The organism is Allobosea sp. 05T433 (genome assembly GCF_056396065.1).
Map to the genome: position 1 here is coordinate 20807 of NZ_JBFTKS010000020.1, position 18535 is coordinate 39341.

Here is an 18535-nt window from a genome sequence, read left to right on the forward strand (position 1 = left end):
ATGACCGAGCATTTCATTGGCATCGATGTCGGCACCGCGAGCGCCCGCGCCGGAATCTTCGACCCGAGCGGGCGCATGCTCGCGACGGCGAAGCGGGGCATCGCGCTCTATCGGGACGGGCCGGACATCGCCGAGCAATCGAGCGCTGACATTTGGAATGCGGTCTGCGCCTGCGTCCGCGAGGCCATGGCGATGGCACAGCTCGCGCCGGAGGCCATCGCGGGCATCGGCTTCGATGCGACATGCTCGCTGGTGGTGCTCGGGCAGAACGGCGTGCCGCTGCCCGTCGGTCCCCATGGCGATCCGGGCCGCAACATCATCGTCTGGATGGACCATCGTGCGCTGGATCAGGCCGAACGCATCAACCGCACGAACCATCCGGTGCTCGCCTATGTCGGCGGCACGATTTCGCCCGAGATGGAGACGCCGAAGCTGCTTTGGTTGAAGGAGAATCTGCCGGCCACCTATCATGCAGCCTGGCAGTTCCTCGACCTCGCCGACTTCCTGACCTGGCGGGCAAGCGGCTCGCTGGCGCGCTCGACCTGCACGGTGACCTGCAAATGGACCTATCTCGCGCATGAAGCGCGCTGGGACGCAGGCTATTTCCACCAGATCGGGCTCGGCGATCTCGGCGACGATGGCTTTGCCCGCATCGGCACGGAGATCGTTCCCGGAGGCACTGCCCTCGCACAGGGGCTGACCGAAGAGGCAGCTGCCGAACTCGGGCTGAAGCCAGGCACTGCCGTAGCGGCGGGCTTGATCGACGCTCATGCCGGCGGTGTCGGCTCGGTTGGTGTGCGCTCGTCGCACGGCACGGCACTAACCCGCATGGCCTATGTCTTCGGCACCTCCGCCTGTACCATGGCAAGCAGCCGCGAGCCGATCTTCATTCCCGGTGTGTGGGGCCCCTACTTCTCGGCGATGGCGCCTGATCTCTGGCTCAGCGAGGGCGGTCAATCCGGCGCCGGCGCCGCGATCGAACAATTGATCGGATTTCATCCGGCCGCGCCGGAGGCGCAGCAGCGCGCGGCGGCGGACCATTGCTCATTGCCAGACTGGCTCGCCGCGCGCGCGGCGACGAGCGCCGCCGACCTTTCGGAGGCTGCACGTCTTGCGAAGGGTCTCGTCGTCGTGCCGGATTTTCTCGGGAACCGATCGCCGCATGCCGATCCGCAGGCCCGAGCCTTGATCGCCGGCCTGGGCATGGAGCGCGATCTGGACCATCTCGTCGCGCTCTATGTCGCCGGGCTGACGGGCATCGGCTACGGCCTTCGGCAGATCATCGAGGTCAGCCGCGCCAAGGGCGCAACGATCGATGCGATCGTGCTCAGCGGCGGCGCCGGTCGCGCTCCGCTGATCCGGCAAATGCTCGCTGATTGTGCCGGATTGCCCGTGCTCGTTCCCGAGGATGTCGACCCCGTCCTTCTCGGATCCGCGATGCTTGGTGCGACGGCGGCCGGAAACTTCCAGGACCTCGCGCAAGCCATGGTCGCGATGGCACCGGGCGCCAGTGTCTTCGCACCGGTCGGCGGCGACATCGCCCAGTTACACGACAGGCGCTTTGCTGCCTTTGAAACGCTGCAGGCAGCCGCACGCGCGGCGCGCGATCTGCTGCAGGAGACGAAAGATCATGCCGTGTCGGAGGCGATGACGTGACTCAGGAACTGGCCGGAAAGGTCGCCGCGATTACCGGCGCCGCATCGGGGATCGGACTGGCCTGCGCGAAACGGCTGCTGGCGGCTGGCGCGCGCGTCGTTCTCGTCGATCGCGACAGTGAAGCATTGGGCCGTGTCACCAAGTCTCTCGGCGCCGAGGCCATACCGCTCGTCGTGGACCTGGCCGATCCGGCCTCCGTCTCCGGCATGATGTCGCAGATCCTCGAGCGGGCCGGAGAGCTCGACATCTTCCACGCCAATGCCGGAGCCTATGTCGGCGGGCCCGTCAGCGACGGAGATCCCGACGCCTGGGACCGCATGCTGCATCTCAATATCAACGCCGTATTCCGCAGCATCCATGCGGTGCTCCCACATATGATCGCGCGCAAGACGGGCGATATTCTCGTCACCAGTTCTATCGCCGGCATTGTGCCCGTGGTGTGGGAGCCGATCTACACCGCCTCCAAGCACGCGGTGCAGGCCTTCGTTCATACCCTGCGGCGCCAGGTCATTCCGCACGGACTGCGCGTCGGGGCAGTCCTGCCGGGTCCGGTCGTGACCGCCCTCATCGCCGACTGGCCGCAGGAGAAGCTTGAAGCGGAACGCGCCAGGGGCGGCCTGATCGAAGCCGAGGAGGTCGCCGAGGCCGTGCATTTCATGCTGACCCGGCCGCGAAACGTCACCATCCGGGACCTGGTGATCCTACCCCAGAGCACCGACCTTTGAGCGCCCTCTCCAGGCTCCTCGTCAGCGCGTCATTGCAATGAGTGATTCTCGCGTGAGCTGGCGGGCCATCAGCGCCGGCAGGATATCGTTTTCCGCGGCGAGATCGCGACCGTAAAGCGCCGAGAAAATCTGGAGGCCGGCCTCGTGCAAAGGGGTCGCGACCCCGCATAGGCGTCCGAGTGCGACCAGGGGCGAGAGCCCGAACGGCACGTCCTCGAGTGTATAGCGCGTGTCGATCGTGGCCGGCCCGAGCGTCGGCTCCTGGCTGGCTGCCAGCAGTTTCGCGGTCTCTCCAAGGGCTGCATCGGGAAGCCCATAGGTCAGGGAATAATGCTCGCGCATGGTGCGGACCTCGACGCCGAACGCCGCCGCGATGGCGAGGCGTTCGGCGTCGATCGCTTCCAACAACCGCCCGACGGCCATCGTCATGTGCTCGCTCTGGCCCCAGGCCTCGGCCTTCTCCATGCGCGTGAAATTGCAGAGGGCCAGCGCCATGTGGCTTTGCGGATTGACGTTGCTCAGCGCCACGGCCAGCACATTCGAGATCGCGCGGAAACGGTCGCCAAACAGCGCCTTGCAGATAGTGAGGCCGCGCTCGGCGGCTTCCGTCGGCAGGGTCGAGATATCGACCTTGCCGCGCAGCGTCGCGATCTTCACGGAGGTGTCGCTCGTCTGGCGCGCGCGCAGCACCGTCGTGCTCAACGCCACGACCGGGACATCGAGCCCGCGATCCGCGATCAATCGTGCCAGATAGATCGCGCCCAGCGAGGCGTGCGAGCTGATCACGACCGTCTGGCCCGAGACGAGATGCGGCGCCATGGCGTCCATCACCGCCTTATGGCCGTTCGCGGGAAGCGCGATCAGGATCGCATCCGCCCCTGCCAGCGCGGCAGCGCAATCCGCGGCGATGGTCGGCTTGAACTCCCCGGCGACGACCCCTTCGCTGCGCAGCGTCTGGCCCTGGGCGAGCGCTGCGATGCGGCGGCCGGATGGCGACCACAGCCGGGCTTCATGACCGTTCTGGATCAGCAGTGCTGCGCTTGCATAGGCGATCGCGCCTGCGCCCATGATGGCGGTTTTCATGTCCTGTCCTCGTCGGGTCGTCAGTTGAAGAAGCGGGCCGGCCGGAACTCGGCCAGTTCGGAGCGGGTGCGGCCGCGCACGACTTCGTCGGCGATGGCTTCGCCGAGGAAGGCGCCGAGCGTCACGCCGCTATGCGTGACGGCGACATAGTAGTTGTCGAGCCCCGGGACCGGCCCGACAGCCGAGAGCGTGTCACGCGGGATCGGCCGGATCGCGATGCGAACGGCCTCGACCTCGACGGAGCGCAGGGCCGGGATCGTCGTCTTGGCCCGGGCGAGCAGTTCCTGAGCCTGGGGATGCGTGGGCAGGGAAGCGGCGTCGGCGGCGACCAGCCGGTCAAGCTCGTTCGAGCGCAGCAGGAACCTGCCGCCGCCATCGGGCCGCATATTGAGCAGGGGAGTGCGCAAGGCACTGCGCAGCGTCACGCCCGCCGGTGGGGTGTAGGCGACCAGGCCGACCGTCGGTGCGAGCGGAACCTGATGTTCGCTCCGGTTGGCGACCTCGTTGGACCAGCGTCCCGAACAGTTCACGACGATATCGGCATGGATCGGATCGCCGCCCGCGATCTCCACGCCATCGCAGCGCCCGCCGCTGACCAGCAGTCCCGAGACCTTGGCGTTGACGAGCCTCGCACCATGGCGCTCCTGCGCAGCAGTGACGAGCGCGCCGGCATAGGGCACGGCATCGAGCCAACCATCCCGGGGGTAGTAGATCACTGGCRCATTGCCGATCACGTCCGGGTCGATCTCCGGCTCGAGCTCGCGAACCTCCTTCAGACTGAGCAGCTCGGCCGGGTAGCCCCAGTCGATCAGCTGCCTGAGCTTCACCAGCGGGTCGGTGCCGTCGCGTGCGCCGGCTTCGGCCTCCGCATTCTGCCATTGCAGCACGCCAGGGCGGTGGTACCAGTTCGCGTGCGGAAACTCGGCCAGGATGTCCTCATGGGCCTGCCGGCCGGCGAAGTTCAACTTGTAATAGGCATGGGAGGTCAGCTTCTCGCAGGCATTGACCCAGGCATAGGTCACGCTGGAGGTGCCGCCGCCGATCCGCCTTTCCTCGACGATGGTGACCGCCGCGCCGGCCTGGGCGAGGCGATAGGCGACCGACGAGCCGATGACACCGGCACCGACGACGATGGCTTTCATCTGGAATGTCCTTGACGATTGAGAAGAGGGGGGCGCGGCGGCCTGGCCTGTCCGCGCTTGCCGGTCAGCCCGGCTAGTCAGCCTTTCCCGACCAGCATGCGATCGAGCCCGTAGATGCGGTCGACGAGGACCATCAGCAGGAAGGTCAGCAGGATGACGACGGTCGAGACCGAGGCGACGAGCGGATCGATCGATTCCTCGATGTAGTGGTACATCTTGACCGGCAGCGTCATCGAGGACGGCGTCGCCACGAACACCGTCATCGTCACCTCGTCGAAGCTCTGGATGAATGAGATCACCCAGCCGCCGGCGACGCCAGGGATCATCAGCGGAAACACCACCCGCCGGAACACGGTCCAGCTGGAGGCGCCGAGCGAGATCGCGGCGCGTTCGAGCGCCGGATCGGCCGCGGTCAGGGCCGCGAGCACCAGCCTCAGCCCATAGGGGAAAATGATCAGCACGTGGCTGGCGAGCAGGCCTGCGGTCGAGCCGGTAATATTGACCTGTGTGAAGAAGCGCAGGAACGCGACGCCGAGCACGACATGCGGGATGATCAGCGGCGACAGGAACAGCCCGACCAGGGCCTCGCGCCCGGGGAATTGATGCCGTGCCAGAGCGAGCGCGGCCGGCACGGCGAGCGCCATCGCGCAGGTCGCGGCAACGACGCCGAGCACGATGCTCATCCAGAAGGCGGAAACGAACTGCGGATTGGCCAGGATGGCCCTGAACCAGCGCAGCGAGAACGAGGTCGTGGGCAGCGAGAGCAGGTTGCTCGGCGTCAGCGACATCCACATCACCACAATCAGCGGTGCCAGCATGAAGATGACGAACAGGCTGTGGCAGAGGAGCGCGACGGGGCCGTTGCGGTTCATTGGGCAAACCTCGCATAGCGCCGCTCGAGCAAGCGGTTATAGGTCAGCATGATCGTGGCGTTGACGATGAGCAGCACGATCGCGATCGCCGCGCCGAGCGGCCAGTTCAGCGTGCCCAGGAACTCGTCATAGGTGGCGGTGGCGACGACCTTGAGCTGGCGCCCGCCGATGATCGCGGGCGTCGCGAAGGCACTGGCCGCGAGCGCGAAGACGATCAGCGATCCCGACAGGATGCCGGGCACGATCTGGGGCAGGATGATCCTGATGAAGATCGTGGTCTCGCCGGCGCCGAGCGACTGCGCCGCACGAACCACCTTGGGGTCGAGCCGTTGCAGGGCGGCCCAGACCGAGATGATCATGAACGGCACCGCGACATGGACGAGCGCGATGACGACGCCCTGGATGGTGTAGAGCATCGGGATCGGCCCGCTCGTCAGGCCGAGCCCGGAGGCGACGTTGTTGATCACACCGTTGCGGCCGAACAGCAGCGCCCATCCGAGCGTGCGCACCACGACCGAGATCAGCAGCGGGCTCAGCGTTACGATCAGGAAGATCGAGCGCCAGGGTGGTCGCATCCGCGACAGGAAATAGGCTTCGGGTGCGCCGATCAGCACGCAGAGCACCGTCGTCGCCAGCGCGATCCCGACCGTCCGCAGGAAGATGGTGTGGTAATAGGGATCGCCCAGCGTATCCGCGAAGTTCGACAGCGTCGCCCCGCCCGTCGCACCGGTCGCGAGGTCGAAGGACTGGAAGCTCAGCACGGCGATCATCACCAGCGGCGTCACCAGCAGCGCTGCGAAGAAGAGAAGCGCCGGCAGGCTGAGCAGCAGCGGCACGCGGCTCCTGGATGCCTCAGCCATGATGCGCGTCCGCGATGATGGCGGCATCCTCGGGCCGCCAGTTGAGCCCGACATCGTCGCCCTCGTTGAAGGCGGGCACTCCACGATGCGGCTCCGACGACAGCACCGCACCAATGGCCGTCTCGACGGAGAACAGCCATGAACTGCCTTGGAAGACACGTGATGTCAGCCGACCGCCGAGAAAACCGGTCCCGGGCGGCACGAGGCGGACCTTTTCCGGGCGCAAGGCGATCACCACCGCGCTGCCTGCCGAAAGCGAGGGCTGCGCCGTGCCGGGCACCGCCGCCTCGACGCCCTCGATGCGCAGCGAGCAACGCCCGGCCTCCACCGAGACGATCCTTGCCTTGAGTTGGGAGGAGCGGCCGACGAAGCTCGCGGCGAAATGGCTCGTCGGTGCGTCATAGAGCGTCAACGGATCGGCAAGCTGGACGATCCGCCCGGCATCCATCACCGCGATCCGGTCACAGGTCGCCAGCGCCTCGGCCTGATCATGCGTGACCATGATCGTCGTCGTGCCGACGCGGCGCTGGATCGCCCGGATCTCGACCTGCATTTCCTCGCGCAGCTTGGCATCGAGATTGGAAAGCGGCTCGTCGAGCAGCAACAGGGCGGGCTCGATGGCGAGCGCCCGCGCCAGCGCGACCCGCTGTTGCTGCCCGCCGGACAATTGCCGGGGATAGCGCTCGGCGAGATGGCCGAGACGCACCAGATCGAGCGCTTCCTTGACCTTCTGCTGACGGGCGGGCTTGGCGATCTTCCGCATTTCGAGCCCGAACGCGACATTCTCGGCGACCGTCAGGTGCGGGAACAGGGCATAGCTCTGGAAGACGATGCCCATGCCGCGCTGGCTGGCCGGAACACCCCGGAGGCTGCGCCCGTCGAGCAGTACCTCGCCGCTGGTCGGCTCCTCGAAGCCGGCGACGATGTTCAGCGTCGTGGTCTTGCCGCAGCCGGACGGACCGAGCAGCCCCACGAACTCGCCGGGCTCGATCGCCAGGTCGATTCCGTTGAGCGCCGTGAAGGCGGCAAAGCGCTTGGTAAGCCCGCGAAGGGCGATCTTGGCCATAGTCGAGGGTGATCCATGAAACCGCCTGCGCCCTTGGCGCAGGCCTGATGTCCGGAGGAACGAGGGCTTCAGGAATCGGCCCGAAAGGTGATGCAGATCAGAAGGTTAGATCGGCGAATCGGATAAGATCCGGTCCGCTGATCTAGCGCTCGATCTCGCGGTTCCAGCGCTGCGTCCACGCAGCCCGGTTCTGGTTGACGGTCGGCCAGTCGATCTTGGCGAGCTTGGAAACGGCCTGGTCGCCGACCGCCAGCCCCGCGGCTTCATCCGCCGTCAGCTCCGTCTTGCGGTTCACCGGGCCATAGCCCGCGCCGGCAAAGACCTTCTGGATGGCTGGCGAGAGCATGTGCTGGATGAACTTTTGCGATTGCGGCGCCACGTCGCTGTCAACGACGGGGCACATCGTCACCATCAGTGCGCCGGCCCCTTCCTTCGGCTCGGCCACTTCAAGCGGCAGGCCCTCCTTCTTCAGCGCGACGGCGCGCGAGCGCGAGATCACGGTCAGCGCGATCTCGCCGCTTTGCAGCAGCTCCTCGAGCTTCGGTGCGGAGGGTGCGAAGGTCAGGATATTGGGCCGGATCTTGTCCTTGAAGGCGGCGAAGCCGGGCTCGATCTTGCTCTCGCCGCCGCCCTCGGCGCGCGCCACCATGATCAGCCCATGCAGGCCGGTCGTGCTGGCGGCGCCGAGCAGGGCAAGCTGCCCCTTATAGGCGCTGTTGCCGAGGTCGCCCCAGGAGGTCGGCACCGGCCAGCCTTTCTCCTTGAAGATCTTGGCATTGTAGACCGGGGTGGTGACGCCGATGCCGAAGGCGATGGCCTTCTCGTCCAGTTTCGCGATCGGATAGACATCGTCGAGCACCGGGGCCTTCTCGATCGGCGCGCAGAACCCGAACTGCACGGCCTGATACATCGGGCCGTCATCGACCATGGCGACGTCGATCTCCTGCTTGCCGCGCTGGGCCTGCAGCTTGGCGAGCGTCGCCGTCGACTGTCCCGCGACATACTCGACCTTGACGTTGTTCGCCTTCTCGAAGGGCGGAATGATCGCGGTGCGCATCAGGCGCTCGAAGGAGCCGCCATAGCCCGCGACATACATCGTCTGCTGGGCGCTCGCTCCCGCGCTGACAAGGCCGCCCGTGGCGAGCGCGAGGGCGAAGACGGATCCAAGCGAAGTCGAACGCAAAGTGGCCATGCCGAAAAATCCCCTGTTTGGCCGGGGAACACGGCCCCCGTTGCAGCCAAGGGTTGGGGAGCGGCACCCATCTGTCAATCGACTGATTATGGATCACGCCATTCAGATTTGATATGGTATCGCCGCGATTGCCCTGCCGGCGCACCGACCGGGTCGCAATGCCCGGTCAGGCCGACCGTAGCGGAACGGGAATGGAGTGCCGGATTTGGCTCAGATCACCCACAGGCATGCCGAAGCCTTCAACGCGGTTCTGCATGTCGGGAGCTTCACCAAGGCCGCGCGCCTGCTTCGCAGCTCCCAGCCCTCGATCAGCCGATTGATGAAGGAGCTGCAGGAGGCGGTCGGATTCGTGTTGTTCACGCGCAGCGATGGCCGCACGGTCGCGACGCCCGAAGCGATGGCCCTGCATCAGGAAGTCGAGCGCAGTTTCGTCGGGCTCGAACGGATCAGCGAGCGCGCCGCCCAGATCAAGGAGCGCCGCGTCGAGCAGTTGCGGATCGTCAGCATGCCCGCTCTGGCGCACACCTTCCTGCCTGTCGCCCTTGCCGGATTTCTCAAGGACCGCCCGAGCGTCGCCGCTGCGATCCAGGCGCAGCGTTCGGAGTCGATTGCCTCGTGGGTTTCGACACAGCAATTCGATGTCGGCTTCGCGATGCTCCCGATGGACAAGCCCGGTGTCGAGATCGAGCTGTTCGACCCTGCCATCGGCGTCTGCGTGATGCCGGCCGGTCACCCGCTTGCGGTGCGGCCGGAGATCGTCCCGCAGGACCTGGACGGCATGCCGTTCATCGGCAAGGGCGCGGGGAGTTTCATGTCCCGCTCGCTGCAGCAGGTGCTCGACGACGCCAGGGTGCGCTGCGACGTTCGCGTCGAAACCCCGATCGCCGCCATCGCCTGCCAGATGGTGGCGCAGGGACTGGGCCTGACCATTGCGGACCCGTTCACGGCAAAAGCGTTCGAACCGCTGGGGTTAGTCTCCCGTCCCTTCCGGCCGGCCATCGCCTATAATTTCGGAGTTCTCTACCCCTCGCACAGCCTGCGCTCGCAACTTGTCTCCGACTTCGTCGCGCATCTGCATCTTGAGCGCCAGAAGGTGCACGGAAAGGCTCCAAGCTCGGGGGCGCCGTGAGCCGAACCTGGACTCCCGTCCGTAGGCGGGCGTCTCCAAGCGCCTGCTCCAGCCGGGGCCCTGCTGGCGCAGTTGCGTCTCAGGTCATTTCAGCACCGGCAGGATGAACGCAGTTGAGACCCGGAGAACCGCGCTAACGAGGCGCCCGGTTCGCCGACGCGAAACGCACGTTTCCCATCGTAGCCTCGGTCAGCGCGCCCTGGAGAGATCCCGAAAGCTGCTTCACGAGTTCCGGTGTGTATCGATCGTAGAGAGACTGGTTTGATCGGCCCAGCGCATGCTCGCCGGTAAAACTGCCCGCGTAGCCTCGGATCACGACGTCCAGCACCTTGTCCCGGACGCGGTCGATATAGGCGGCATCTGGCCGGCCGGGATGCACAAGATTGAAGTGCATGCCGCCATCGGCAATATGCCCGAAATCGCAGAGCTCGAGCTCGGGGAACTCGGCGTTGAGGAGCGGAATGATCTCGGTTCGGAAGGGAACAAGGTCTGAGCGCTTCAGGGAAAGATCGAAGGCGATCACATGCCCCGCCGCCTTCAGCCCCTCCGGCAAGGAATGCCGCAACGCCCAGAGTTCCTCCGACCGACCAATCAGCGCATCGGCGAGCAGCGGATCATCCTGCTCGAACAGCTCGGCGAGAACGGTCTCGAGAACGACTGGGAGCGCGGCTTCATGCCCGCGCTCGGGCCAATTCCGGGTCAGTTCGACGAGGATCGCGTAAGGCGGAATCTCGCCGCGAGCGAACGGATTCCTCAGGCGCTCGACATGGGCAAATGTTCGCTTCATCGCGTTCCGCGAAATCCCCTCGACGGCGCTCAGATACTCGCCGCACGCTTCCTCAAGCGCCGTGAGCAGGAGGGGAATGGCCTCATCGTCACGCGGCACGAGCAACGCCGTCGCGACCTGTCGCGGGACGCGCTGCACTTCGAGAACCGCCCTTGTAATAACGCCGAACGCCCCGCTCGTCCCGACGAAGAGATGTTTCAGGTCGATATGCGCGTTGTCCTTCCGCAGGCCGGTCGTGAGGTCAAGGATGGTGCCATTGCAATCTGGAAGCACGACCTCCAGACCCAGAACCTGTCGCCGCATGGCGCCATAACGGAGGAAGCGAGCGCCACCGGTGTTCGTGGCAATCATGCCGCCAACCATCGGATCTGCGCCGAGATCGATCGGCAGAAAGAGCCCATGCGTCGCGAGGGTCTCATTCAGCGTCGACAAGCGAACGCCGGCCCCTACCGTCACCGTGCGATTGGTCAGATCGATTTCGAGCGGAGCGCTCAAGCGGTCGACGCTGAGAACGACCTGCGTTCCCGACTGATCGGGAGTGGATCCCCCGACCACACCCGTATTCCCGCCTTGGGGCACGAGGCGAATGCCATTCGAGACCGCATAGGCGACGATGCGGGACACCTCTTCGGTTGTCCCGGGCCGGACGACGAATAGCGCCCTCCCCTCGTCATACCGTGCTCCGACCTCGTATCGGCGCCTATCGGCAGCGTCTGTGACCAATCCCTTGGTCCCGACGATTGCGCTGATGGCGTCAAGATGTCTGGTGTCGCTCATGTCTGTGCTCGATCGCTGGCAAATCCGGGCGTGTTGATCGGAACCGTTTGGGAACTCTCGCCCCGTCAGACGGATTCGCTTTGCTTGCACCGGCCACTGATTGTGCCTGGCCTTGCCGACCTAAGGTCAACAGGCGGAGTTCGGTCCGGGTGGGCTCGGCCGACAGCCCTGCCCGCCCGGGGGTTCTCAAGATCCAGTCCGTCAATCCACTCCATCGACGGGACTATTGCGGAGGCGACATGTCGGACTTGAACCATTTCATCGACAGAGTCTTGATCGTGCCATCCGCGAGTGCCTGCTCGATCGCCTGGTCAAAGCGTTGCTTGAGCTCGCCATCGTCCTTGCGCAGGCCGATCGCGACGCCACGACCAAGCAGTCCGCCGCGAAATGACGGCCCCGCAACGGTCATGCCGTTCAGTTCCTTCCTTTCACGCGACGACATCGCAGACGCGTAATCGACGAACACCGCATCGATGCGACCTGCGGAGAGATCAAGATCATGCTGCTCGGCTGTCTTGTACTCCCTGATCTCGATGTCTCCCTTGAAGTAGGTCTCCAGGAATGCAAGGGCGTTGGTCGATGTCTGCACGCCGATCGTTTTCCCCTTGATCAGCTTTTTCATCTGCTCAATCGTGTTTTTGCCGTCGTCGTTCAGAGATGTGATGTCGATCAGCTGTCCGCTCTTGGGCAGATTGAGCATTTCGCGATCGGTCATCGTCGCGAAGACGTGGCGGCTCGTGGCGTAGGGCCTCGAAAAGCCGATCACCGCCAGCCTTTTGTCGGTGATGTTCATTCCCGTCATCACCGCATCGTGCTTTCCGGCCTGGAGAGCCGGGATGATGCCGGCCCAGTCCTGACCGACGACCTTGCACTTGGCATTCATCCGGCGGCAGAGATCGTTCACCAACTCGACGTCGAAACCGCCGAGCTTCCCGCTCGGCTCGGTGTAGTTCCAGGGCATGAAGGCACCTTCGGTTGCGATGGTGATCTCCTTTCCCTGCTGCGCTTCGGCGGCAGTCGCCAGGAATGCGCAAGCGCTCAGCGCCAGCCAGCCCAGTCGAAATCTCGGGTTGTTCATCGTGTCCCCTCCTAACGATGCTCAGAGATGAATTGTCGAAACCGTGGCGATGTTGGTGCGCTGAATACTTCGCCAGGCGGCCCGTCCTCCTCCACCATCCCCTTGTGGAGGAACACCACGCGGGACGAGACATCCCGGGCAAAACCCATTTCGTGCGTGACCACGAGCATGGTGCGGCCCTCTTCCGCCAGCGATCGCATGACGCGCAGGACCTCGCCGACGAGTTCGGGATCGAGCGCCGAGGTTGGCTCGTCGAACAGCATCAGCTTCGGCTTCATGGCGAGGGCGCGCGCGATTGCGGCACGCTGCTGCTGGCCGCCCGACAGATGAGCCGGATAGTGGTTGCGCTTGTCGACGATGCCGACCTTCGCAAGCAGCGCCTCGGCCTCGGCGATGCACTCCGCCCTTGGTCGCTTTTGCACATGGATCGGCGCCTCGATGACGTTCTCAAGCACCGTCAGGTGCGACCAGAGATTGAAGCTCTGGAAGACCATCGCGACGCGGGAGCGGATCCGGTCGACCTGGGAGCGATTAGCCGGCTCCGTGCGTCCGTTTCGGCCCTTGCGCAGTGCAATGACTTCACCGCCGATCGCGATCTCGCCGGCGTCGGGCGTCTCCAGCACGTTGATGCATCGAAGCATCGTTGACTTGCCGGAGCCCGACGAGCCGAGGATTGAGATCACCTGTCCCTCGGCCGCATCGAGCGAAATACCGCGCAAAACTTCCAAGGAGCCGAAACTTTTGCGCAGATCGCGCACCGAAACGGCTGGCGTGGACAATGAGGTCACCGATCGTCTCCGCTACTCATGGACCGGCTCAAGGCGCTGAATGGGCATGGGCGCGTCCCGCAGATGCGGCGAAAGCCTGTGCTCCAGGGCTTGAATGGCCCGCGTCACGAGGAAATTGAGAATGAGGTAGATGGCCCCGGCGCAGATGAAGATCTCGATCGCGCGGAAGCTCTGCGAAATCAGCTTATGCGCAATGCCGGTCACTTCCATCATCGTGATGATCGAGGCGAGCGAGGTCGCCTTCACCATCAGGATGATTTCATTGCCGTAGCCCGGAAGTGCCTGACGGACAGCAATCGGAACGATGATCCGCCGATAGAGGAGAAGCGGCGACATCCCGCAGGCGCGTGCCGCTTCGATCTGACCTTGCGGGACGGACTGCAAGCCTCCGCGGATGATCTCGCTCACATAGGCGGCGGTATTCAGGGTCAGGGCGAGCAGAGCGCACCAATACGGCTCGCGGAAGAAACCCCATAGGTTCATGGCCTGCAGGGCCAGCCGAAATTGACCGAGCCCGTAGTAGATGAGGAAGATCTGAACAAGAAGCGGCGTCCCGCGGAACACGAACACATAGCTGCGCGCAAGCCAGTCCAGGACCGGCACCCCTGACATGCGCATCGTCGCGAGGGCCATCGCAACGATCAGACCCAGAGTGACGGATGAAAACGTGAGTTTGAGTGTGAGGGGCAGTCCTTCCAGCAGCTTGAGGAAGGTTTCCCCCATGAATGCGGCGTCAATCACGGGCTTCGCTTCTCAGGATGCTTGAGGGTGATGGGCATGTGAGCGGGCTGCATTCAGGCTCTCCGGACGCCGCGCATCGCGTAGCTCTCGGCGCGCCGGAATCCCCATGAGGAAACCGTGGTGATTGCCAGGTAGAGCACAGCGGCAGCGAGATAGAAGCTGAACGGCTCACGCGTGGAGCCGGCGCCAATGGCCGACTGGCGGAGCAGCTCGACCAGCCCCGTGACCGAGACGAGGGCGGACTCCTTCAAGGCCAGTTGCCAGACATTGCCCAGGCCCGGGATGGCATATCGCAGCACCTGTGGCGCGATGATGCGGCGGAACATCAGCGTGCGGTGCATGCCCACGGATTTCGCCGCCTCGATCTCACCCCAGTTCAGCGCCGTGTACGCGCCTCGAAAGACCTCTGACTGATAGGCGCCGGAGATAATGCCGATCGCAGCGGCACCCGCGGCGAACCCCGACACACCGACGAAGCCCCCGGGACCGAAAAGTCCCGCGATGCTGCTGAGCAGCGCGCTCCCCCCGAAATAGAAGAGGTAGATGATGAGAAGGTCCGGAATGCCGCGAAGAATCGTGGTGTAGGCATCGGCCGCAGCGCGAGCGACCGCACCGCCTGACAGCTTCACCCAGGCAACAAGGCCACCGATCACAGAACCGAGGAGGAAGCCGCAGGCGGCGACTGATAAGGTCACGCCGGCAGCGACCAGCATCGCCACGCCCCAACCGTCGGAGCCCAGACTCATCAGCGACAATGTCGACATAGGCAGCGTCTCGCGGGCTCAGGCGGACAAGACGCTCATACCAAGCCCGGAACCAATGCCCGCGGCTCCAGGGCACCTCCGCTGGGCTATGCATCCGCCGTTCGACTCGTATGGCAGTTTGATTGCGTTCACGTCAGCCTCCCCGGATGCTGCATTCTTTGTTCTTGTCTTGAACTTAACAAGCGTTTGGTTGTCGGACAAAAAGACATACTAGAAGATGGCCGTCAAGCGCGGTCGCGTTCCGCCCGACTTTGCGGATCGCGAAAACCAAGCAGCGCGAAGAATGTCCCTGAATCGAGTTACACAGCTGGGCGCGCGAGCCTTTCATAGGTTTCGCGGGAAGATGACACGCTCCGCCTGGAATCGAGCAGAGGCCTGCCCCGAGAATGTGTTCCTGCAGCATGAACAAGCGCCGCATTCCAGCGACGATCAAAGTTGCCCGACAAATATTCCTTTGATAGGGATTGGGTGAAATGAAAGCCAAGAGCGCCGGATCCACGCCTGCCGAAGAGCCTCGTCCCTTGCGACGGCCGAACCTTGCCGAGCAGATCGCCGGCGATCTCGCGGCACGCATCAGCGGGGGCGAACTCGAGATCGGCCAGAAATTGCCGACCGAGTTCGCACTCTCACGGAGCATGGGTGTCAGCCGAGCCGTCATCAGGGAAGCCATCTCGAGGCTCAAGCAGGAGGGGCTGGTCGACGCGCGCCAGGGCAGCGGCGCCTTCGTGACGAGCATGCGCGCCGCGGGATCGTTCCGGCTCGATCCACGAGAGATCGAGAATAATCGCGAGCAGCTGTCGCAGGTCTTCGAATTGCGCCTGACTCTCGAGGGTGATGCGGCGGGCTATGCCGCGCTAAGGCGTTCGGACAGCGACTTGCGCGCGCTCTCTCAGTGTCTCCACGCCATTGATGCGAATATCCGCGATGGGGATGACGGCATTGACGCGGACTTCGCTTTCCACAGCACGATCGCCAAGGCGACCGGAAATGCGTTCATTCTCGAGCTGGTTGATCTTCTTGGAGCGCAGCTCAAGAACTCTGTCCGCATCGCCCGTCTGAATTCTTCCTCCTATGTCGGCCGGCCGGAGGCAGTTCTCATGGAACATAAGGAAATCTATGACAATATTGTCGAGCAACGTGTGGAGGCGGCACGCAGCGCCGCCCGGCGGCACGTCATGAACGCAGCGAAGCGGCTGGGTCTCTCGGTCGGCTTCTAGACTCGCGCAAGGGAGGCGGATGCCCGCGCCCTGCCCCGTGAGAAGCCTCAAAATCCCTCGGTCTCCACAGAAGATCCATGCCAATCATGAACCTGGGCGATCTGCGCCCGACCCTTCCGCGCTCGGGCCGCTATTGGTTCGCCCCCGATGCCTCGATCATCGGCGACGTCATCTTCGATGACGACACCAGCGTTTGGTTCGCCGCCGTCATCCGGGGCGACAATGACCGCATATCGATCGGTGCCGGATCAAACATTCAGGACGGCGCCGTGCTCCACGTGGACGCAGGATATCCTTTGGCGGTCGGCGCCTCGTGCACTGTCGGGCACCGCGCCGTTCTGCACGGCTGCACGCTTGCCGACCGGGTGCTCGTCGGCATGGGCTCGACCATTCTGAACGGCGCCGTCATCGGAGAAAACTGCATCGTCGGCGCAAACGCTCTCATCACCCAGGGCAAGCGCTTCGAACCGAACTCGCTGATCGTGGGGGCCCCTGCCAAGGCGGTGCGGTCGTTGACGGATCAGGAGATCCACGACATCGCGGAGACCGCGGCGGAATATGTCTCCAACCACCGACGCTTCATCGCGGAGATGGCAATTGACCATCCAGCGCGGAGCTCCCGGCATCTGGTCTGACGCCGACGAGGTCAAGCGCCATGGTGGCATAGAGCCCGGCCGCTTCTTTCACGGTAAGCCTGCCGTTGCTGCGATACCAGGTGATGACGCCGTCACACATCGAGATGATTGCGAAGGCGGCAAGTGATACGTCCTTGACCGTAAACACACCCTCCGTGACCCCGCCCTGGATCACACGGCGCAGATTCTCGGTGTGCCGGCGCTGCAAGACACGCATGACGCCGCGTTGCTCGTCGGAGAGAAATTCGACCAGCGGACCCATTCCCAGGAACGTCCGGTCATAGACCCGGGCATATTCGACCTTCTCGATCTGATAGCGAACATGCGAGGCCACCAGCGCCGCGAGTTGGCGCCTTGGGTCGGGAGCTGCCTTCGCGACGGCTTCCTCGGTCGTTGCGAGGAAATCCCGTTGATTGTCCTCGAGGACGGCGAAGAGCAGCGCCTCCTTTGAGGAGAAATGGTGATAGAGGCTGGGGGCGGTGATGCCGAGCTGCTCCGCCAGGAGGCGCATGCTCACCCCCTGATAACCGCGCTCACCGAACAGCAGGGTTGCGGTGCGTACGATCGCATCCCTGCCGCTCTCCCGTTGCTCCGGTCTAAAGCTCGTCGTCATCCATCGCTTGTGCACTGGATCCCATGAGAGTTCCAGCCAGGCGTCGCGGCTCGGGCCAATCAGGCGATATGGGCCGAGCTTCCCAGGATGGTTTCGATGCAGCGAGACCAGTAGAGCAGGCGCGCATCTTCCTTGACGCAGCCGACCACCTGGAAACCGAGCGGCAAGCCTGCTGGTCCGCGAGACACCGGCAAGGTGATCGAAGGGTTGTGCAGCAGGGACCAGATGCGGATGAAGGCGGAGCTGMCGGTGCTCGTCGCCTCCGGCGCCTCGCCCAAGGTCGACGGCATGACGAGCACGTCGACATCGCGCGCGAGATCGTGGAAGGCCCTGCGGCACGCGTCCGCGGCGTCGAGCGCACGCGCATAATCGTCGGCGGAGTAGCTCTCGCCGAGTTCGAGGTATTCGATCAGTTCGCGATCGCACTTGTCCGCATGGTTGCGCTTGATGTCGGCATACTCGCGCGCCAGATCATAGGCCATGATCACATCCTGCGCTTCCCCGATCGTCTCGAAGATCGCGGGCATGACCAGCGACTGGACGGTCGCACCTGCCGCTTCCAGTTTGCGCAGATTGTCCTCGAAGATGGCCAGCGCAGCGGGATCGGCCTTATCGAAATCCTTCGTCCTCCACACGCCGACGCGCATGTCGGTACGCACGGATGTCGTTGCATCGAAGCGCGGATCGCGGGTGAAGCCGCGCATGAAGAGCGTCGCGTCTTCCACCGAGCGACAGATCGGCCCGATGACGTCGAGCGGGCGCGAATAGGTCCTGATGCCGACATAGGGAATGGCGTCCAGCGTTGGCTTGAAGCCTACCGCTCCGCAGAAGGCGGATGGCCTCAGGATCGAGCCGGCCGTCTGTGTGCCGATGGAGATCGGCGTCATGAAATCGGCGACGGCGGCGCCGGAGCCGGCCGAGGAGGCCGCCGGCGTGCGCGTCAGATCGTGAGGATTGCGTGCGGGTCCCGGCAGCATGATGGCGTGCCGCGAGACCGTGTTCTTCCCAAGGATGGTGAAGCCGAAATTGCGCGCCATCGAAACCACCGGCGCGTCGGACTGCGGCTGGCGGCGAGGAAATATCTCGGGATCGCCCAGCTCAGTCGGCATGTCGGCGGTGTCGATCGTATCCTTGAGACCGAGCGGGACGCCGTCGAACAGGCGGCTACGGCCGTTCCGGTCGAGAGCCCGCGCGTGAGCGAGGGCGGCGTCGGCGTTCACATGGACCCACGCCTTGACGCCGCCATTGCGCTCCTCGATGCGCTCCAGGCAGGCGCGTGCCCAGGCTTCGCAGGTCAGAGTCCCCTGATCGAGCGCTCGCAAGCCCTCGGTCGCGGTGAGCATGGCCGTGCGCGAGGCAGCCGGCCGTTTGGCCGTCACCGGCCGGTCGACGGAAGAAATGTCCATTGTG

18 protein-coding genes are annotated in these 18535 nt (G+C 64.6%); 5 read left to right on the forward strand and 13 right to left on the reverse strand.

Annotation, left to right across the window (positions count from 1 at the left end):
- Both AC1DGP_RS23780 and AC1DGP_RS23785 read left to right on the forward strand, forming a co-directional pair.
- Positions 1 to 1656, forward strand: a complete 1656-nt coding sequence (locus AC1DGP_RS23780) for an FGGY-family carbohydrate kinase (RefSeq protein WP_476832612.1) — start codon at positions 1 to 3, stop codon at positions 1654 to 1656.
- Positions 1653 to 2381, forward strand: coding sequence for an SDR family oxidoreductase (locus tag AC1DGP_RS23785; protein ID WP_476769444.1), 729 nt, complete (start codon positions 1653 to 1655; stop codon positions 2379 to 2381). Before AC1DGP_RS23780 ends, AC1DGP_RS23785 begins: the two co-directional genes overlap by 4 nt.
- 21 nt (positions 2382 to 2402) lie before the next feature.
- Here the strand turns inward: AC1DGP_RS23785 and AC1DGP_RS23790 are convergent, their stop codons facing one another.
- The 6 genes from AC1DGP_RS23790 to AC1DGP_RS23815 all read right to left on the reverse strand — a co-directional run bounded on the left by AC1DGP_RS23790 (position 2403) and on the right by AC1DGP_RS23815 (position 8596).
- Positions 2403 to 3464 carry an NAD/NADP octopine/nopaline dehydrogenase family protein gene (locus AC1DGP_RS23790; RefSeq protein WP_476832613.1) on the reverse strand — a complete coding sequence of 354 codons (1062 nt, stop codon included), beginning with the start codon at positions 3462 to 3464 and terminating at the stop codon, positions 2403 to 2405.
- 20 nt (positions 3465 to 3484) lie between these two features.
- The gene (locus AC1DGP_RS23795; RefSeq protein WP_476832614.1) at positions 3485 to 4606 is read right to left on the reverse strand and encodes an NAD(P)/FAD-dependent oxidoreductase; all 1122 of its coding nucleotides are present in this window, start codon (positions 4604 to 4606) and stop codon (positions 3485 to 3487) included.
- Positions 4607 to 4683: 77 nt separating this feature from the next.
- Positions 4684 to 5478: an ABC transporter permease gene (locus tag AC1DGP_RS23800; protein ID WP_441492496.1), complete on the reverse strand. Its 795-nt coding sequence runs from the start codon at positions 5476 to 5478 to the stop codon at positions 4684 to 4686.
- Positions 5475 to 6338, reverse strand: coding sequence for an ABC transporter permease (locus AC1DGP_RS23805; RefSeq protein ID WP_441492495.1), 864 nt, complete (start codon positions 6336 to 6338; stop codon positions 5475 to 5477). Before AC1DGP_RS23805 ends, AC1DGP_RS23800 begins: the two co-directional genes overlap by 4 nt.
- A complete protein-coding gene (locus AC1DGP_RS23810; RefSeq protein ID WP_441492494.1) occupies positions 6331 to 7404 on the reverse strand; it encodes an ABC transporter ATP-binding protein in 1074 nt (357 codons plus the stop codon). The genes AC1DGP_RS23805 and AC1DGP_RS23810 overlap by 8 nt, the downstream gene beginning before the upstream one ends.
- A gap of 142 nt (positions 7405 to 7546) precedes the next feature.
- Complete coding sequence (locus AC1DGP_RS23815; protein WP_441492493.1) at positions 7547 to 8596, reverse strand: ABC transporter substrate-binding protein; 1050 nt, start codon at positions 8594 to 8596, stop codon at positions 7547 to 7549.
- A gap of 205 nt (positions 8597 to 8801) precedes the next feature.
- On the opposite strand from AC1DGP_RS23815, the gene AC1DGP_RS23820 reads away from it, so the two are divergent.
- Positions 8802 to 9725, forward strand: coding sequence for a LysR substrate-binding domain-containing protein (locus AC1DGP_RS23820; RefSeq protein WP_441505737.1), 924 nt, complete (start codon positions 8802 to 8804; stop codon positions 9723 to 9725).
- 133 nt (positions 9726 to 9858) lie between these two features.
- Here the strand turns inward: AC1DGP_RS23820 and AC1DGP_RS23825 are convergent, their stop codons facing one another.
- From AC1DGP_RS23825 to AC1DGP_RS23845, 5 genes are all read right to left on the reverse strand, one after another.
- The gene (locus AC1DGP_RS23825; protein WP_476775515.1) at positions 9859 to 11289 is read right to left on the reverse strand and encodes an FAD-binding oxidoreductase; all 1431 of its coding nucleotides are present in this window, start codon (positions 11287 to 11289) and stop codon (positions 9859 to 9861) included.
- Positions 11290 to 11512: 223 nt separating this feature from the next.
- Positions 11513 to 12367, reverse strand: coding sequence for a transporter substrate-binding domain-containing protein (locus AC1DGP_RS23830; RefSeq protein ID WP_441505739.1), 855 nt, complete (start codon positions 12365 to 12367; stop codon positions 11513 to 11515).
- Between the two features lie 11 nt (positions 12368 to 12378).
- A complete protein-coding gene (locus AC1DGP_RS23835; protein ID WP_441505740.1) occupies positions 12379 to 13155 on the reverse strand; it encodes an ABC transporter ATP-binding protein in 777 nt (258 codons plus the stop codon).
- A 12-nt stretch (positions 13156 to 13167) separates the two neighbouring features.
- Positions 13168 to 13893, reverse strand: coding sequence for an ABC transporter permease (locus AC1DGP_RS23840; protein WP_441505814.1), 726 nt, complete (start codon positions 13891 to 13893; stop codon positions 13168 to 13170).
- A gap of 56 nt (positions 13894 to 13949) precedes the next feature.
- Entirely contained in the window at positions 13950 to 14660 is a 711-nt protein-coding gene (locus AC1DGP_RS23845; RefSeq protein ID WP_441505741.1) for an ABC transporter permease, read from the reverse strand.
- 473 nt (positions 14661 to 15133) lie between these two features.
- Here AC1DGP_RS23845 and AC1DGP_RS23850 point away from each other — a divergent pair, with 473 nt between their 5' ends.
- Positions 15134 to 15877 carry a FadR/GntR family transcriptional regulator gene (locus AC1DGP_RS23850; protein WP_441505742.1) on the forward strand — a complete coding sequence of 248 codons (744 nt, stop codon included), beginning with the start codon at positions 15134 to 15136 and terminating at the stop codon, positions 15875 to 15877.
- A gap of 77 nt (positions 15878 to 15954) precedes the next feature.
- Positions 15955 to 16512 carry a gamma carbonic anhydrase family protein gene (locus tag AC1DGP_RS23855; protein WP_441505743.1) on the forward strand — a complete coding sequence of 186 codons (558 nt, stop codon included), beginning with the start codon at positions 15955 to 15957 and terminating at the stop codon, positions 16510 to 16512.
- Here AC1DGP_RS23855 and AC1DGP_RS23860 read toward each other — a convergent pair.
- Together AC1DGP_RS23860 and AC1DGP_RS23865 are read right to left on the reverse strand one after the other, a co-directional pair.
- A complete protein-coding gene (locus tag AC1DGP_RS23860; RefSeq protein WP_441505744.1) occupies positions 16457 to 17125 on the reverse strand; it encodes a TetR/AcrR family transcriptional regulator in 669 nt (222 codons plus the stop codon). The genes AC1DGP_RS23855 and AC1DGP_RS23860 overlap by 56 nt on opposite strands.
- 59 nt (positions 17126 to 17184) lie before the next feature.
- Positions 17185 to 18531: an amidase gene (locus tag AC1DGP_RS23865; protein WP_476832615.1), complete on the reverse strand. Its 1347-nt coding sequence runs from the start codon at positions 18529 to 18531 to the stop codon at positions 17185 to 17187.
- Between the last annotated feature and the right edge of the window lie 4 nt (positions 18532 to 18535).

Bases quoted from the DNA above. Each gene is read 5' to 3' on its own strand.
- AC1DGP_RS23780 (WP_476832612.1), top strand. From the start codon at position 1: ATGACCGAGCATTTCATTGGCATCGATGTCGGCACCGCGAGCGCCCGC.
- AC1DGP_RS23790 (WP_476832613.1), bottom strand. From the start codon at position 3,464: ATGAAAACCGCCATCATGGGCGCAGGCGCGATCGCCTATGCAAGCGCA.
- AC1DGP_RS23800 (WP_441492496.1), bottom strand. From the start codon at position 5,478: ATGAACCGCAACGGCCCCGTCGCGCTCCTCTGCCACAGCCTGTTCGTC.
- AC1DGP_RS23805 (WP_441492495.1), bottom strand. From the start codon at position 6,338: ATGGCTGAGGCATCCAGGAGCCGCGTGCCGCTGCTGCTCAGCCTGCCG.
- AC1DGP_RS23810 (WP_441492494.1), bottom strand. From the start codon at position 7,404: ATGGCCAAGATCGCCCTTCGCGGGCTTACCAAGCGCTTTGCCGCCTTC.
- AC1DGP_RS23815 (WP_441492493.1), bottom strand. From the start codon at position 8,596: ATGGCCACTTTGCGTTCGACTTCGCTTGGATCCGTCTTCGCCCTCGCG.
- AC1DGP_RS23825 (WP_476775515.1), bottom strand. From the start codon at position 11,289: ATGAGCGACACCAGACATCTTGACGCCATCAGCGCAATCGTCGGGACC.
- AC1DGP_RS23830 (WP_441505739.1), bottom strand. From the start codon at position 12,367: ATGAACAACCCGAGATTTCGACTGGGCTGGCTGGCGCTGAGCGCTTGC.
- AC1DGP_RS23845 (WP_441505741.1), bottom strand. From the start codon at position 14,660: ATGTCGACATTGTCGCTGATGAGTCTGGGCTCCGACGGTTGGGGCGTG.
- AC1DGP_RS23850 (WP_441505742.1), top strand. From the start codon at position 15,134: ATGAAAGCCAAGAGCGCCGGATCCACGCCTGCCGAAGAGCCTCGTCCC.
- AC1DGP_RS23855 (WP_441505743.1), top strand. From the start codon at position 15,955: ATGCCAATCATGAACCTGGGCGATCTGCGCCCGACCCTTCCGCGCTCG.
- AC1DGP_RS23860 (WP_441505744.1), bottom strand. From the start codon at position 17,125: ATGACGACGAGCTTTAGACCGGAGCAACGGGAGAGCGGCAGGGATGCG.